Origin of the sequence: Saliphagus sp. LR7 (assembly GCF_003344565.1) — an archaeon.
Lineage (GTDB): Archaea > Halobacteriota > Halobacteria > Halobacteriales > Natrialbaceae > Saliphagus > Saliphagus infecundisoli.
This window is the reverse complement of sequence record NZ_QPND01000001.1, coordinates 384,521-398,148: the sequence shown is the minus strand read 5'-3', so window position 1 is coordinate 398,148 and position 13,628 is coordinate 384,521. Positions and strand designations below refer to the sequence as shown.

The 13,628-nt window shown below is 70.9% G+C and carries 16 protein-coding genes; 7 read left to right on the top strand and 9 right to left on the bottom strand.

Features of this window, described 5'->3' with window-relative positions; all coding sequences use genetic code 11:
- Positions 1 to 57 precede the first annotated feature (57 nt).
- From DVH23_RS02095 to DVH23_RS02075, 5 genes are all read right to left on the bottom strand, one after another.
- The gene (locus DVH23_RS02095) at positions 58 to 990 is read right to left on the bottom strand and encodes a hypothetical protein (protein WP_114575769.1); all 933 of its coding nucleotides are present in this window, start codon (positions 988 to 990) and stop codon (positions 58 to 60) included.
- Positions 987 to 2,045 carry a glycosyltransferase family 4 protein gene (locus DVH23_RS02090; protein ID WP_114575768.1) on the bottom strand — a complete coding sequence of 353 codons (1,059 nt, stop codon included), beginning with the start codon at positions 2,043 to 2,045 and terminating at the stop codon, positions 987 to 989. Before DVH23_RS02090 ends, DVH23_RS02095 begins: the two co-directional genes overlap by 4 nt.
- The gene (locus DVH23_RS02085; protein ID WP_114575767.1) at positions 2,042 to 2,419 is read right to left on the bottom strand and encodes a 6-carboxytetrahydropterin synthase; all 378 of its coding nucleotides are present in this window, start codon (positions 2,417 to 2,419) and stop codon (positions 2,042 to 2,044) included. Before DVH23_RS02085 ends, DVH23_RS02090 begins: the two co-directional genes overlap by 4 nt.
- Positions 2,420 to 2,541: 122 nt before the next feature.
- Positions 2,542 to 3,534, bottom strand: a complete 993-nt coding sequence (locus DVH23_RS02080) for a zinc-binding alcohol dehydrogenase (protein WP_114575766.1) — start codon at positions 3,532 to 3,534, stop codon at positions 2,542 to 2,544.
- A gap of 115 nt (positions 3,535 to 3,649) precedes the next feature.
- Entirely contained in the window at positions 3,650 to 4,519 is an 870-nt protein-coding gene (locus DVH23_RS02075) for a sulfatase-like hydrolase/transferase (RefSeq protein ID WP_114575765.1), read from the bottom strand.
- Positions 4,520 to 4,625: 106 nt separating this feature from the next.
- On the opposite strand from DVH23_RS02075, the gene DVH23_RS02070 reads away from it, so the two are divergent.
- The 7 genes from DVH23_RS02070 (at position 4,626) to DVH23_RS02040 (ending at position 10,271) form a co-directional block, all read left to right on the top strand.
- The gene (locus DVH23_RS02070; protein WP_114575764.1) at positions 4,626 to 6,599 is read left to right on the top strand and encodes an aldo/keto reductase; all 1,974 of its coding nucleotides are present in this window, start codon (positions 4,626 to 4,628) and stop codon (positions 6,597 to 6,599) included.
- Between the two features lie 42 nt (positions 6,600 to 6,641).
- Positions 6,642 to 7,028, top strand: a complete 387-nt coding sequence (locus DVH23_RS02065) for a hypothetical protein (RefSeq protein WP_114575763.1) — start codon at positions 6,642 to 6,644, stop codon at positions 7,026 to 7,028.
- A 126-nt stretch (positions 7,029 to 7,154) separates the two neighbouring features.
- The gene (locus DVH23_RS02060; protein ID WP_114575762.1) at positions 7,155 to 7,904 is read left to right on the top strand and encodes a CDP-alcohol phosphatidyltransferase family protein; all 750 of its coding nucleotides are present in this window, start codon (positions 7,155 to 7,157) and stop codon (positions 7,902 to 7,904) included.
- Between the two features lie 25 nt (positions 7,905 to 7,929).
- A complete protein-coding gene (locus DVH23_RS02055) occupies positions 7,930 to 8,397 on the top strand; it encodes a metal-dependent hydrolase (protein ID WP_114575761.1) in 468 nt (155 codons plus the stop codon).
- Between the two features lie 57 nt (positions 8,398 to 8,454).
- Positions 8,455 to 9,021: a phosphatase PAP2 family protein gene (locus DVH23_RS02050; protein WP_114575760.1), complete on the top strand. Its 567-nt coding sequence runs from the start codon at positions 8,455 to 8,457 to the stop codon at positions 9,019 to 9,021.
- 154 nt (positions 9,022 to 9,175) lie between these two features.
- Positions 9,176 to 9,766, top strand: coding sequence for a 50S ribosomal protein L15e (locus DVH23_RS02045; protein ID WP_114575759.1), 591 nt, complete (start codon positions 9,176 to 9,178; stop codon positions 9,764 to 9,766).
- Positions 9,767 to 9,836: 70 nt separating this feature from the next.
- Positions 9,837 to 10,271: a universal stress protein gene (locus DVH23_RS02040; RefSeq protein WP_114575758.1), complete on the top strand. Its 435-nt coding sequence runs from the start codon at positions 9,837 to 9,839 to the stop codon at positions 10,269 to 10,271.
- Here the strand turns inward: DVH23_RS02040 and DVH23_RS02035 are convergent.
- The 4 genes from DVH23_RS02035 to DVH23_RS02020 form a co-directional block, all read right to left on the bottom strand.
- The gene (locus DVH23_RS02035) at positions 10,268 to 10,735 is read right to left on the bottom strand and encodes a pyridoxamine 5'-phosphate oxidase family protein (protein ID WP_114575757.1); all 468 of its coding nucleotides are present in this window, start codon (positions 10,733 to 10,735) and stop codon (positions 10,268 to 10,270) included. The two genes, DVH23_RS02040 and DVH23_RS02035, sit on opposite strands and share 4 nt — an antisense overlap.
- Positions 10,736 to 10,783: 48 nt before the next feature.
- Positions 10,784 to 12,151, bottom strand: coding sequence for a PQQ-binding-like beta-propeller repeat protein (locus tag DVH23_RS02030; RefSeq protein ID WP_232833682.1), 1,368 nt, complete (start codon positions 12,149 to 12,151; stop codon positions 10,784 to 10,786).
- Positions 12,152 to 12,153: 2 nt separating this feature from the next.
- A complete protein-coding gene (locus tag DVH23_RS02025; RefSeq protein ID WP_114575756.1) occupies positions 12,154 to 12,864 on the bottom strand; it encodes a phosphoribosyltransferase family protein in 711 nt (236 codons plus the stop codon).
- Positions 12,865 to 12,937: 73 nt separating this feature from the next.
- Complete coding sequence (locus DVH23_RS02020; RefSeq protein WP_114575755.1) at positions 12,938 to 13,612, bottom strand: helix-turn-helix domain-containing protein; 675 nt, start codon at positions 13,610 to 13,612, stop codon at positions 12,938 to 12,940.
- Between the last annotated feature and the right edge of the window lie 16 nt (positions 13,613 to 13,628).

Here is a 13,628-nt window from a genome sequence, read left to right as displayed (position 1 = left end):
CGGCGGCTTCGAGAGGGTGGGATCCGAGTCCGGTCGAGTCACCGGCGTTCGAGGTCGCTACCGCTCGTTCTTGCCATCGGAACCGGGGTCGGTCGGCTCTCTCACCCGGCCCAGGAAGTCGAGTTGGTGGGTCAGATAGCTCAACTCGCCGGCCTCGAGCCGGTCGCGTCTCGCGTTGACCCACGACGAGAGGGGTTCGTCTCCATCGATCATCTCCCCGACGGCGGACTCGACGGTATCGAGGATGTACCCGAGGAAGTACGCCTCGTCGGCGGGGTAGGCGCCATTGGAGGGCCGGACGATCCAGTCCGACCCCGCGACCCCGGTCAGGGCCACCCCCTCCGTCGCCCGGAGTTCCTCGAGGACGTCCCCGCCGGCGCGAGCGCTTCCGCCGGGTTTCTGGTCCATGTGTTCGTGGTAGCGACGTTCGATCACGCCGTCGTCGGGGTGGGCCGGGCGAAACCGCGTCGCCCCGTCGAACGTGATCGGGAAGTAGTAGTATCCTCCGGGGGCGACCGCTCCGAGCAACGGCTCCAACCCACTGAGATCGAAGACGTCGAGCAGCGCCGCCCCGATCAGCAGGTCGTGGCTCCGGTCGCGGCCCTCGACGAACGCGAGGGCGTCGGCGGCGACCGCGTCGACGGCGACCCGCCGGTCGGCCGTCTCGACGACGATCCGATCTCCACGGGTCTCGACGGTGGCGGCGTCCCCGCGAGCGTACTCCCGAAGATGACTCGTGACGTCCGCGACCGTCTCCTCGCGGACGTCGACCGCCGTGTAGACGGTCTCGCCGGGTGGGAGCACCTCCCACTCGAGCAGGCGCATCACCATCGTCCCGATGCCGGCACCGACCTCGAGGACCGAAAGCGGCCCCTCCCGGTCGGCCCGCGCAGCGAGCCCCTCCCGGAGGGCGCGGAGCAGGCGCCGGTCGAGCGCCCGGTCGTCGACGGTTCGTTTCGCCTCGAGATAGCGCCGGAACGAGCCGCTCACGTCGCGGCCCTCGCGACGCCGGCCAGGAGGTCACGGACGCGATCGGTCGTCTCGCTCCATCCGGGGTGGGCCTCGTAGCGCCGTCGGGCGGCTCTCCCCATCGCGGCGAGTTCCCCGCGATCGGCCGCCAGTCGATCGAGGGCCGCCGCGACGGCCCCGGGGTCGTCCGGCGCCACGAGGAACCCGTTCTCGCCGTCGGTGACGACGTCGCGTGCGCCCCCCGCGCTCGACGCCACCGCCGGGAGGCCGAAGCTCATCCCCTCGAGATAGACGATCCCGAACCCCTCGTGGCGCGAGGGCACCGCAACGACGTGTGAGCGCGCGAGGGTCTCGGCGAGGCGCTCGTCGGCGAGTTCGCCGGTCATCCGGATGCGATCGCCGAGGCCCTGCTCGCGGATCGTACGCGCGACCGCCCGGAAGTGGTCCGTATCGACCGGTCGGCCGACGACGGTCACCTCCATCGGGGCGTCCGCGCGGGCGACGGCCTCGACGAGCGTGTCGAGGCCCTTCCTGGGGGCGACGTTCCCGACGAAGACGACCCGGAGGGGCCCCTCCTCGGCTCGCTCCTCGATGGTCCGGTCGGCGATCTCCGGATCGAACCGGTCGCCCGCCGGCGGGGCCACGACGCAGGCCCGAGGATCGACGCCGAGATCGACGACGCTGTCGCGGGTCGGGGCGCTGTTACAGATCACGGCGTCTACGGTGTCGAGGTATCGTCGCTCGACGGCGCGATAGAGGGGAGCCAGTCGCCGGGGCTCGCTCGCGCGCAGGTGGTGGACGATGCTGACGATCGGCCGGTCGAGCCGGCGGTTCGTCGAGACCAGCGAGGGATGTGCGAGTTCGTCCTGGAGCAAGACGTCGGCGCCGGTCTCGAGACGCCGCCAGAACCGCGGGGAGGCGTTGTCCGCCAGCCCGCGGCCGTACCCCCGCCAGGGCAGTTCGATGACGGTGACGGTATCGCCGGCCCGCCGGAGCCCGGAGACGAGGCGCCGGTCGTACCGAAACCCCCCCGAGCGCCCGTCGATGCTCCCGTACAGCGCCAGGCCGATCCTCATACGCTCGCTTCGTAGGCGCCACTCGCCACGTCGTCCTCCCGGACGGTGACGGCGAGACCCGTGACGGTTTCGTCGCCGACGCGCTCGGTCACCGCCTCGAAGATCACGCGCGCGAACCGCTCGACGCTGGGGTTCGCGCCCTCGAACTCGGGGTGGTCGTTGAGCAGTTCGTCGCGGTAGCGATCGGCCAGCGCCGACAGCGCCGCCTCCGCATCGTCGATGTCGACGAGGTAGTCGTACTCGTTCAACTCGGGGCCCGAGAACGTCAGTTCCACCTCGTAGCGGTGGGAGTGTGGGACGCCTTCCGGCCCTGGATCGGGCACGGTGAGGAAGTGCTGTGCGACGAACGCCACGGACACCGTCGTTTCGTACACGTCCGAACGGAGGGAGGCCACCCACCTAAATCCTCCAGGCGGGGTGGCTACGGCGTCCTCGGACGGATCGACCGGCTCCTGTTGGCCCTTCGAGGGCAGCGCGAAGCGGCCGGTCCCGTTCTCTACCGGTCGTACCTAAACGCGGCCTGTATCACGCCGTCGCGGCGCTCGTCGACCACCCGGTAGGCCCGCTTTGCGTCCCCGATCTCGAACTCGTGGGTGAGCACGGGAGAGAGGTCGGCGTCGGCCAGCCAGGAGGTGACGTACTCCATCCGGCGCCGTTTGTCCCACCGGTCGGCGTGGTCCGGGTCGATCCGGCTCACCTGGCTCGAGCGAACCCTGACGTGGCTGCGGTGGTACTGTTCGTCCAGCCGGAGGCTGACGTCCTTCGTTCCGTACCACGAGCCGACGATCACTCTCCCCGCGAACCCGGCGACGTCGATTGCGTCGCCGAGCGCCTCGGGATTGCCCGATAGCTCGAGGCTGACGTCGGCCGGTTCGGAGAGCACCGAATCGACCGCGTCGGGCGAGACCGCCCGATCGGCGCCGAAGGACTCCGAGACGGCCCGCCGTTTCTCGTCGTAGTCGACCGTGACCAGCTCCGCGAGGGGGAACTCGGCGAGCAGCGCCGTCGTCGCCAGGCCGATCGATCCCTGGCCGAAGACGACGACCCGGCTTCCGATCCGCGGCCGGGCGTCCATCACGAAGTTGACCGCCGCCTCGACGGTGGGGACGAACAGCGCCCGTTCGGGTGCGAGCGTCGTCGGGACGAGCGCCTCCGGGTCGGCCGTGAAGTGGCTCTCGTGGGGGTTGAACGCGAACACCCGCCTGTCGAGCCACTCCTCGCCGACGTCCGCGCCCGTCTCGGCGACCCGCCCGACGGCCGCGTACCCGTACTGGAGCGGGTACGAGAACTCGCCGTCGAGGGCCTCGATCGTCTCGTCGGCCGCCGCCCCGGCGGAGACCTCCCCGCGGTAGACGAGCAGCTCCGTCCCCGGGCTCATCGCGGTGCGCTCGGTTCGGACGAGCACCTCCCCCGCCTCGGGCTCGGGCACCGGCCGATCGCGGACCTCGACCGACCGCTCGCCGGTGAAGAAAAGCGATCGCCGGCTCATCGGTCGAGGGGCCTCGGCGGCGCTGTTCGGCCCCTTCGCGGGCGTCTCCGTCGGCGTTCCCGGATTCTCACGTCACCACCGCGGGAGCGTCCCGGAATAAGTCTGTTCCCAACCATCAGCGGTATCCGAGCGCCGCCAGGCGATCGCGGTCGGTCGCCTCGCCGTGGACGCGGGAGACGGGCAACGGCTCGGGGGGCACAAGCGAGGGGCTCCGGGTCGAGCGGTCGCTTCCGGTCGTCACCGTCCAGGGCACGTCGAGCAGGGCTGGAACGGGCGTGTACATCGGATGGCCGTACAGCCCCCACTCCCCGAAGAGGTTGCCGTGGTCGGCGGTGATCGCGACCCGTCCCTCGACGTTTTCGAGCAGGACCCCGACCTCGCGGAGGACGTACCGGAGGTTCGCCTCGTAGGCCCTCCGGACGCGGCGGCGCCCGATCTCCCCCCGGCGAAGCGAGATCCAGGGGTTCGCCGGGCTGCTCTCCTCGCCCGACCGGACCATTCCCTCGTCTCCCTCGAGGGGGTCGGGAACGAACGGGTGGTGGGGTTGCATGTAGTGGACGATCAGGAACTCGGGGTCGCGTTCGCGGGCGAGGGAGATCGCCCGATCGGTCACCGCCCGCGCCGGGATCGTCCCCGACTCGTCGTCCCAGGCGTATTTCCAGACCTCATCGAGGGCGGCGAACGCGCCGGCATCGAGGTACCGGTCGGTCCAGGTGTTGCCGGTGACCATCGCGGTCCGGGCGGTCTCCGGGCGCCCGGGGAACGTGTTCTCGAGCCACTCCGACGAACAGCTCCCGACCGACCGCACCGTCTCGACCTCGCCCAGAAACGGGACGTGGGGCGCGACCGACGCGAGCAGGTCCGCCCGGCAGGCGTCGAGGACGACCAGCACGTCCCACTCGCGCTCGAAGACGTTCTCGCCGTAGTCGAGTCGGCGGCCGACGGCCTGGAGCGCGCGCAGATACGCCGTCCCCAGAGGTCCCATTCCCGGTTCTCTCACGGCCGTCGTTGGACGGCCGCGGGCAAAACCGCTCCGGCGACACCCCGTTCCCGCCGAACCGTATTTGTCCCTCGGGACCTCCCCTCGGAACGTGCACTGCCTGTTCGTCGGAGCCGGGTCGATCGCCGGGGCCTACGCCGACGGCCTCGACGGGAGTCGTCTCGACCCCGCCGGGGTCTGTGACCTCGACGCCGACAGAGCCGAGACGCTCGCGGCCCGCCTCGGCTGTCCCTCCTTTAGCGACCTCGACGCGGCGCTGTCGGCCGTCGAGGCGCCTCTCGTCGTGAATCTGACGAGCCACCGCGCCCACGCTTCGGTGACGCGGACCGCGCTGTCGGCCGGGCGCCACGTCTACTCACAGAAGCCCCTCGCGCTCTCGGCGGAGACGGCCATCGACCTCGTCGAGACGGCCGAGGACCGCGGCCTCGCGCTCGGGTGTGCGCCGGAGTCCCCGCAGGGACCCTCACAGCGCCGGGCGGCGGGCCTGCTTGCCGACGGCCGACTCGGGGCGGTCCGGCTGGGATACGCCCACGCCCACGTCGGACGGGTGACCGACTGGCACGACGGCCCCGAGTCCTTTCTGGAGATCGGGCCGCTGTACGACGGCGGCGTCTACCCGCTCACGCTGCTCGTCTCGTGGTTCGGCCCGGTTTCGAGGGTGCGGGTCGCCGACGCGCTCTCCCCCTGGCCCGAGCGCGAGTCCCGGCGGCCGTCGGTTCCCTCCCACGTCGAGGCGACGCTGTCGTTCGCCGACGGCCCGACGGTCAGGCTGACCGCGAGCTTCTACGCCCCACACCGGGCCAGGGAGTTCTACGGGCTCGAGCTTCACGGCGACGACGGCTCGCTGTATCTCGAGGGCAGCGGCGCGATGGACACCGACGAGGACGACCTCCGGTTCGGCCGCCTCGGCCGCGAGTACACCTCCGTTCCCCCACAGTGGCCGACGGATCCGGCGCGCTACATCGACGGCCCCGACCGGCTCGCGGCGTCCGTCGAGGCGGGAGCCCCCGAGCGAGCGACCGGACGCCGGGGCGCCCACGTCGTCGCGGTCTGTAACGCCATCGAGACGGCCGCCGACTCGGGGGGGCCGGTCCCCGTCGCGGACGTCGGGGCCGCGGCCGACCGGCACGTCCCCCCGGTGGGGGCGGCGCCCACGTCGGGAGGGCGCCCCGACGAGCGGAGCGCGCTCCGTCTCCCGGCGGTCGGCTTCGGCTGCTCGCGCTATCGCGACGGGACGTACGTCGATCGCCGGGAGTCGATCGAGACGGCCCTGGACGCGGGCTACCGCCTGTTCGATGGCGCCGAACTGTACGGCAACGAACACCGGATCGGCGATCTGCTCGCGGCGCCGGGTGCCCCCGACCGCGAGGCCGTCTTCCTCGTCGGGAAGGTCTGGCGGACGAACCACCGACGGGAGCACCTGCTCGCCGCCTGCGAGGGCAGCCTCTCGGAACTCGGGATCGACGCCTTCGACTGCTACGCCCTCCACTGGCCGGGCGCCTGGGCCCACCGCGGCCCGCTCGAGCGCCTCGCGGACCTGCCCGCCGAGGAGGCCGAACGGCTCGCCTTCCCCGAGACCGACGACGGCGACCCCGAGACGGCACCGATCGCGCTGGCCGATGCCTGGCGGAACCTCGAGCGCGTCCACGAACGGGGATGGGCGCGAACCCTCGGAATCTGCAACGTCTCGCGCGAGCAGGTCGAGACGGTGCTCGAGGCGGGAACGATCGACCCCGCGCTGGTCTCGGTCGAACGCCACCCCTACCGGCCGCGCCCGGAGCTGGTCGAGTTCTGTCACGAGCGCGGGATCCGGGTCGTCGCCCACGCGCCGCTTTCGGCCCCCGGACTGCTCGAGGAGCCCGTACTCGCCGAGATCGGTGCCGAGTACGGGCTGTCGCCCGCCGGCGTCGTCGTCGCCTGGAACCGGAGCGAGGGCGTCGTCCCGATCCCCTCGAGCACCACGACCGAACACGTCGTGGCGAACCTGGCCGCGGGAGCCACCCGACTCGCGGAGCGCGACCGCGAGCGGATCGCCTCGCTCGCCGATCCCGGCTTCGAGCGGTGAGCCGACCGTGTGACTATGTGTGATCACCACGTTGTGGGTGCCATGAGCACGGCCACGACCCGCGAAACGGCATCCGGCATCGACGCGCTCGGCGCGATCCACTGGCTCGGCGTCCTCGCTGCCCTCGTCTCGGCGGGCGTCCACCTCCTGCTTGGGGTGCGGATGATCCCCTCCGCGCTCGGCATCAGCTTCGTCCTCGCCGGGCTCGGCTTCGTCGGGGGGGTCGTCCTCGTGGTCGCCGGCGTCCGGCGCCGGGCGGTGTACGCCGTCGGCATCCCGTTCACCGCGATCCAGATCGTCCTCTGGTACGCGGTCAACTTCGCGGGGACGGACGCCTCGATCCCCGGCGACGTCGGCACCCTGGGCGCGGTGGACAAGATCGCACAGGTCGTCCTCCTCGCCGTGTTGGTGGTTCTGGTGCGCCGATAACCGGCGCCCGCGTGCTTATGGCTCTCCGGTCCTCGACGTGGGGACGAACGTGTCGATGGCGCCGGCGAACCGGGGTCGTGTGAACGGCGAGGGTCGGTCGCGCGAGCGCCGCCTGGGGGGAGGGTGATGGCCAACAGCGAGCCCAGCGCCCGCGTCCGGTCCGGCGTCTTCCTCGTCGGGCCGGCGGTCGCCGCGGGCTGTCTGATGGCTATTCTCTGGCCGCTGTTCGCTCTCGGCGACACACCGACGATCCTCCCGGTGCTCGTCGTCGGGGTGGCCTGGACGGGTCAGCTCTGGTACGTCAACTACGCCGTCGGGGCGAACTCGACCCTCGGCAGGCTCGGCCTGGCGAACACGCTGACGATCCTCCGGGGGGCGCTGTACGCGGTCGTCGCGGGGTTCGTCGTCGTCCCCGCGGGGACGGCGCTGGCGTGGGTCCCCGCGGTGTGTTACGGTGCCGGCGTCCTCGTGGACCGACTCGACGGCGCCGTCGCGCGCACGGTCGGCCGGGAGACGGAACTCGGGCGGCGCCTGGACATGGCGTTCGACACGTTCGGGTTCGTCGCCGCGCCCCTCGTCGCGGTGGTCTGGGGCCTGCTGCCCGCCTACTACCTCCTCCTTTCGGCCGCGCGGTACGTCTTCGTCGCCGCCGTCGGGCTCCACCGGCGGCGGGGCGGGCAGGTCCACCCGCTTCCGGACAGCGACCTCGGGAAGTACCTCGCGGGCGGCCAGATGGCGTTCGTGACCGTCGCGCTCGCGCCGCCCGCACCGACCGGCCTCGTCCACGCCGTCGCACCCGTCGTCCTCGCGCCCTCGCTCGCCGTCTTCGCGCGCGACTACCTCTACGCCACCGGCCGGCTCCGCGCCGAGGACTGATCCCCTTTCGAACCCCACGAACGGTATGCTCTTTCCGACCCACCTCCTCGCGGCGGCGTCGCTCTCGCGGGTCACGCGACTGCCGGCGACGTGGCTCGTCGTCGGCGCGGCGGTTCCCGACCTCGTCGACAAGCCACTGGGGGTCCTCGGCGTGACCGCCTTGTTTCACTCCGTGGGCCACTCGCTGGTCCTGGCCGTCGTCGTCGTGCCGATCGCGCTCTCGGGGCGGGCCGGCCTGGCGGTCGCGACGGGATGGGCGTCCCATCTCGCCCTCGACGTGACCCACGTCGTCGTCAACGGCCGGCCCGCCGACGCGTTGTTCGCGTTCTGGCCCCTGATCTCGCCGCCGGATCCGCTCGGGCTCCCGCCGGGCGCGTTCGTCGGGTACTATCTCGGTTCGCCCGCGTTCTTCATCGAGGTCGCCGTCTGGACGACGCTGGCGGCCGTCGCTCTCCGGAGTCGTCTCCGGGCTCGCCGGGCCGACGCGGGGTGATCGATCGCGGGGTGGCCGACCAGTGAGACTAATCCCGCGCGGCCGTAGCGTCGGTGCATGGACGCCGTTCTCGTCGAACTGCTGGAGGTCGTCGTGTGGCTCGACCACCGCGCGGTCGAACTGATGCTCGCGATTCGACACCCGGTGGTGACGAAGGTGCTGACGTCGGTGACGGGCCTCGGGTCGGCAACCGCGGCGCTCGTCTTCCTCGGCGTCTGCAGGCTCGCGGGGTGGACCGACGAACTCCGCTCGGCCGGGATCGCCCTCGGGCTCGCCGGCATCGCCGTCCTGGCGTTGATGTGGACGATCCGGCGCCCGTTCCCCCCGGAGCCGGTCTGTCTGACCGACGGGTCCCCCACGGTCGCCACCTCCTTTCCGTCCGGACACGCCGCCGTCGTGGCGGTGTACGCGATGACGGCCCGTCGCTCGGCCGTAGTGCCGGTCGCCCCGGTCGCCGTTCTGGCGGCGGCGGTCGCGGTCTCCCGGGTCTATCTGGGGACCCACTACGCCTCGGATACCCTCGCGGGGCTCGTGATCGGCGTCTGTGCGTTCGTCCTCGCCCTCCGGCTCCGCGAGCGTTTCGACCTTGACGCCGCCGTCGCGGGGCTTCGGTCCCGTCAATGACTCCCGCCGTCGGGGTTCGAAGCCCTTATACTCACAAACCGGATAGCTGGGGGCAACTACTGGACGGCGGGCACCAGTGGGCACCCGTTCGGAATCGGCCACGGGTCGGCATGTGACCTCTCGGGGTTGAACCGGAAACGCCCGCAGGTACACCATGGCAAAGAGCTTCTACTCACACATCAAGGAGGCATGGAAGGACCCCGGCGACGGAAAGCTCGGGGAGCTTCAGTGGCAGCGAAAACAGGAGTGGCGCGACCAGGGCGCCATCGAGCGCATCGAGCGCCCGACCCGCCTGGACAAGGCCCGCGGACTGGGCTACAAGGCAAAACAGGGCGTCGTCGTCGCACGCGTCGCCGTCCGGAAGGGCACTGCCCGCAAGCAACGCCACAAGGCGGGCCGGCGATCGAAGCGCCAGGGCGTCAACCGGATCGGCCGCCGGAAGAACATCCAGCGCATCGGCGAGGAGCGCGTCACCCGGAAGTATCCCAACCTGCGGGTGCTCAACAGTTACTGGGTCGGGGAGGACGGCTCCCAGAAGTGGTTCGAAGTGATCCTCGTCGATCCGAACCACCCGGCGATCGAGAACGACGACGACCTGGGCTGGATCTGTGGCGACGACCACGAGAATCGCGCACTGCGCGGGCTCACCGGCGCCGGCAAGAAGAACCGTGGTCTCGACAACCGCGGCACTGGCGCCGAGAAGGTCCGTCCGAGCAACAACGGCGACCGCGGCCGCGGGAAGTAACGGCTCGCGTCGTCGGGAACCTTGTGACGCGTGGCGGGCACTTATTCCGGTCGCGACCGTATCGCCAGCCATGGCGTCACACGTACTCGTCCCGGTCGACGACTCCGAGCGATCAACCGACGCCCTCGAGTTCGCCCTGAACGAACATCCCGACGCCCGGATCACCGCGATCCACGTGATCGATCCCTCGGACTTCTACGCGGCGACGAGCGTCGAGACCGGCGGGATGGTGGACTACGAGCAGCTCCGCCAGAGCCACGAGACCCGCGCGGACGGGATCCTCAAGGACGCCCGCGAGCAGGCAGCCGAGCACGGCATAGAGATCGAGACCGACGACGTCGTCGGCAGCGTCCCGGGGTCGATCGTCGACTACGCCGAGGAGGAGGGCGTCGACCACGTCGTGATCGGTAGTCACGGCCGGACCGGTGCGAGCAGGATTCTCCTGGGAAGCGTCGCCGAAACCGTCGCCCGGCGGTCGCCGGTGCCGGTGACGATCGTCCGCTAGCGCTCCGGAACCGACGCGAGACTTCCCGCGTACGACTGGTCGCGGGCGACGACGGTGTCAGGATCGAAGCGGATCAGCCCCCAGCGGTCGGGATCGAGGTCGTGGAACATCGGATCCCATTCCTCGCGGTCGGGGCCGAGATACTTCCCGAGCAGGTGCTCGACGCGTTCGCCGTCGAGCGGGACGATCGAGGCCTCTCCGCGCATCCCGACGTGTCTGACCAGTCCCTCCGTCGGATCGAAGTCGACGACCGCAAGCGCGGTCTCCGGACGCTCGCGGACGCGTTTCGCATAGGACTTCTCGACGGTGTCGGCGATGATCCAGACACACTCGTCCTCCCAGAGAAACCACAGCGGTGATATCCGGGGACGGCCCTCCGGGGTCGCGGCTCCCAGGAAACAGAACAGCGGACGGTCGAGCACCGCCTCGATCCCCTTCTCGAGGGTGTTCTCGACGATCTCCATGGACCCGACGATGGGCCGGGGGGACGAATAGGTTTCCCGAACCGAGTTTCAGGAGTCGCCGACCAGGCAGTAGGCGTGGCCCGGGACGTCGACGATCACGTCGGCGTCCTCGCCGTCGTAGTTCGAGACGACCGCGCGTTCGGCGTAGTAGATCCGGCCGTCGCGGGGGACGACCTCGCTCGTGACGGTGCCCCGGTTCCCCACGCGCCACCGCTGGTCTCCGGTTTCGGCGTCGAGAGCGTAGGCCCCCGTGTCGTATGATCCCACGAGGACCGTATCCCCGGTGGTGGCGAGTGCGCCGATGACGTCGCCGCCGACGTCGGCCCGCCAGACCTCCTCGCCGGTTCCCGCATCGAGCGCGCGGACGGAGTCGTCGTGGCCGCCCATGTAGACGACGTCGCGCTCGGGGTCGACCGCGGGGTCGCACATCACCCGCTGTCCGGTGTCGATCGACCACTCCTCGCTCCCGTCGGAAAGCGAGACCCGGTAGAAACGACCGTCCCAGGAGCCGAAAAACGCCGCGCCGTCGTAGAGCGCGGTCGTCCCCTTGAGCTGGGCGCCCCAGGTGAACGCGCCCCCTTCCTGGGGGTCGCCGTCGGGGCCGTCGGGGCCGCCGGCCTGGAACTCCCAGGCGAACTCCAGGGAAGGGAACTCCCAGGCGTAACAGACGCCGTCGTTCGAGGCCGTCACCAGCCGCTCGGCGTCGGGATCGATCGCTATCGAGGGGTGGGGCATCCCCCAGATCCGGTCGTCCGACCAGAGGGTCGCGCCCGTCTCCGCGTCGACGGCCCACAGCGCCCCCTCCTTCGGCCGGCGGTACTCGACGGCGACGTAGAGGACGCCCTCCCAGTAGGCCGGGCTCGAGCCGATCGCGACGGGGTCGTCGAAGGAATCGGTCCGCCACAGCACCTCGCCACTGGCGACGTCGAAGGCGTACAGCGCCCCGTCGTAGCCGCCGACGTAGGCGACGCCGTCGACGACGGCGGGCGTCCCGTGAAACCCCTGGTAGGTCGCCTCGGTCTGTGTGGTCCAGAGGTGGCGCCCTTTCGGATCGCGGGCGTGGACCCGGCCGCTGTCGGCCGGAATGATGACCGTCTCGCCGTCGGGGGTCGGAAGCGGCGTCGACTTCGCGGCGGTGTGGCCGATGTAGTTCGCCGGGATCGCCCAGTTCTTCGAGACGGAGTCCGGAACGGTTTCGTCGGGGTAGTAGCCCAGCCGCCGGAGCCCGCCCCGGTACATCGTGATCGCGTCGTCGTCGGGGTACGTTTCGGTGTAGGGAAGCGGGTCGTGGGCGAGGTCGCCCTGGTCGCGGTCGTAGGTATGGGAGTCCGCCCTGGGCGAGGTACAGCCCGCGAGCCCGACCAGACCGGCAGCACTGACGGCCTCGAGGAGCCGGCGGCGGTCGGGAGCCGGCACGGTCAGACCCTCGTCAGCGCGCCGACGGGCGCGTCGGTTCGCGCGCGGGCGCGTTCGATCCCCTCCTCGCCGGCGGCGATCAGCGCAAAGACGCCCGCGACGGAGGCGTCCGCGCTCCCGACGATGTCCAAGAGGAGCTCCTGGGTCTCGCCCGAGCGGATGAGGTCGTCGACGACGAGCACCGAATCGCCGGGCTCGATCGCCTCCGCGGGGAGGTAGTAGGTGAGCTCGATTCCCGACTCGAGGCGCTTGCGGGCCTCGATGAACTCCTCGACGGCGGTCTCCTTGCTTTTTTTCGCGTAGGCACACCGGACCCCGGCGTCGCTCGCCAGCGAGGCCGCGAGCGTGATCCCGTCGGTCGCCGCGGTGAGCACGACGTCCGGGCGGTCGAACTCGAATGCCGTCGAGACGACGGGCGCGACGAGGTCCAAAAAGGGCTGGTCGAAGACGGCCCCCGAGTTGTCGACGTACCCCTCGCCGTCGACCCGGATCCGAGCCTCGAGTTCGCGCTCGATTGCGGCCCGGCCGACGTCCTCGACGATCCGCTCTGCGCGGTCGACCCCCGGGAGGACGTGGCCGTTAACGTATCTGTTGAGATCCCCCGCCGGCAGGCCGGTCTCCGCTGCGAGCTCGTCGTAGGTCCGCGTCTCCTTCAGCACGGAGAGCACGTCGACGGCCCGCAACTGGAGGACGGCCTTCTCGGCTCTGTTCATGCCCGTTCTGGGCCTCCCCACGGCCATGTGGGTTTCGGTCGCGAGCGTCCCGGGGATGGCCACGTTCGTGGCCTCACGAACGGTGCCCGCGCCGCTCGACCAGCCGGCGGACGACCCGCGCTTGTCCCTTCTGGAGCAGGGTCGCGGCCGTACTCGGGGCACAACCCAGCTCGTCGGCCACGTCCTCGACGCCCGCCTCGCGGGGGACCTCGAAGTAGCCGAGGTCGGCTCCCGCCGAGAGCGCCTCGAGCTGGCGGTCCGTGAGCTCGCCCCCGATCGGCGCCGACCGGGCGTCGTACTCCCCGATCGTCCGGACCGTGACGCCGATCTCGTCGGGGAGGCCCTCCATCATCGCCTGGAGGTCCGTACCCGAGCCGACGACGGTCATCGAGAAGTCCGCGTTCGCGTCGTAGACGATCGGCGGGACGACCAGCAGGTTCAGGGCGGCAAACGCCCCGCGCCACCGGACGTCCTCCGTGCGGGTCTCCTGGCAGACGTAGACGTAGAACGCGTCGTCGTCGATCGGCGTCAGGTCGTACCACCGGACCGACTCGACGCCCTCGATCGCCTCCCGGTAGGCGTCGAGGTCGGCCTCCGTGTAGAACAGCTCGTACTCCACTCCCTCCCTGCCGGCGACGTTCCAGGCGACGAGCTCCTCGCGGCGGACGACCTCCCGCTCGCGAATGAACCGCTGCATCGGGTGGAGCATCCGCTCCGGTTGCGAGAGGTGGACGTCGAGATACTTCATGGCGGTTCCTGACCGC

What these genes read in the sequence shown, in the direction of transcription:
- DVH23_RS02090 (WP_114575768.1), bottom strand. Translation starts at nt 2,045, where the DNA reads ATGAGGATCGGCCTGGCGCTGTACGGGAGCATCGACGGGCGCTCGGGG.
- DVH23_RS02080 (WP_114575766.1), bottom strand. Translation starts at nt 3,534, where the DNA reads ATGAGCCGGCGATCGCTTTTCTTCACCGGCGAGCGGTCGGTCGAGGTC.
- DVH23_RS02075 (WP_114575765.1), bottom strand. Translation starts at nt 4,519, where the DNA reads ATGGGACCTCTGGGGACGGCGTATCTGCGCGCGCTCCAGGCCGTCGGC.
- DVH23_RS02065 (WP_114575763.1), top strand. Translation starts at nt 6,642, where the DNA reads ATGAGCACGGCCACGACCCGCGAAACGGCATCCGGCATCGACGCGCTC.
- DVH23_RS02060 (WP_114575762.1), top strand. Translation starts at nt 7,155, where the DNA reads ATGGCCAACAGCGAGCCCAGCGCCCGCGTCCGGTCCGGCGTCTTCCTC.
- DVH23_RS02055 (WP_114575761.1), top strand. Translation starts at nt 7,930, where the DNA reads ATGCTCTTTCCGACCCACCTCCTCGCGGCGGCGTCGCTCTCGCGGGTC.
- DVH23_RS02050 (WP_114575760.1), top strand. Translation starts at nt 8,455, where the DNA reads ATGGACGCCGTTCTCGTCGAACTGCTGGAGGTCGTCGTGTGGCTCGAC.
- DVH23_RS02045 (WP_114575759.1), top strand. Translation starts at nt 9,176, where the DNA reads ATGGCAAAGAGCTTCTACTCACACATCAAGGAGGCATGGAAGGACCCC.
- DVH23_RS02040 (WP_114575758.1), top strand. Translation starts at nt 9,837, where the DNA reads ATGGCGTCACACGTACTCGTCCCGGTCGACGACTCCGAGCGATCAACC.
- DVH23_RS02035 (WP_114575757.1), bottom strand. Translation starts at nt 10,735, where the DNA reads ATGGAGATCGTCGAGAACACCCTCGAGAAGGGGATCGAGGCGGTGCTC.
- DVH23_RS02025 (WP_114575756.1), bottom strand. Translation starts at nt 12,864, where the DNA reads ATGAACAGAGCCGAGAAGGCCGTCCTCCAGTTGCGGGCCGTCGACGTG.
- DVH23_RS02020 (WP_114575755.1), bottom strand. Translation starts at nt 13,612, where the DNA reads ATGAAGTATCTCGACGTCCACCTCTCGCAACCGGAGCGGATGCTCCAC.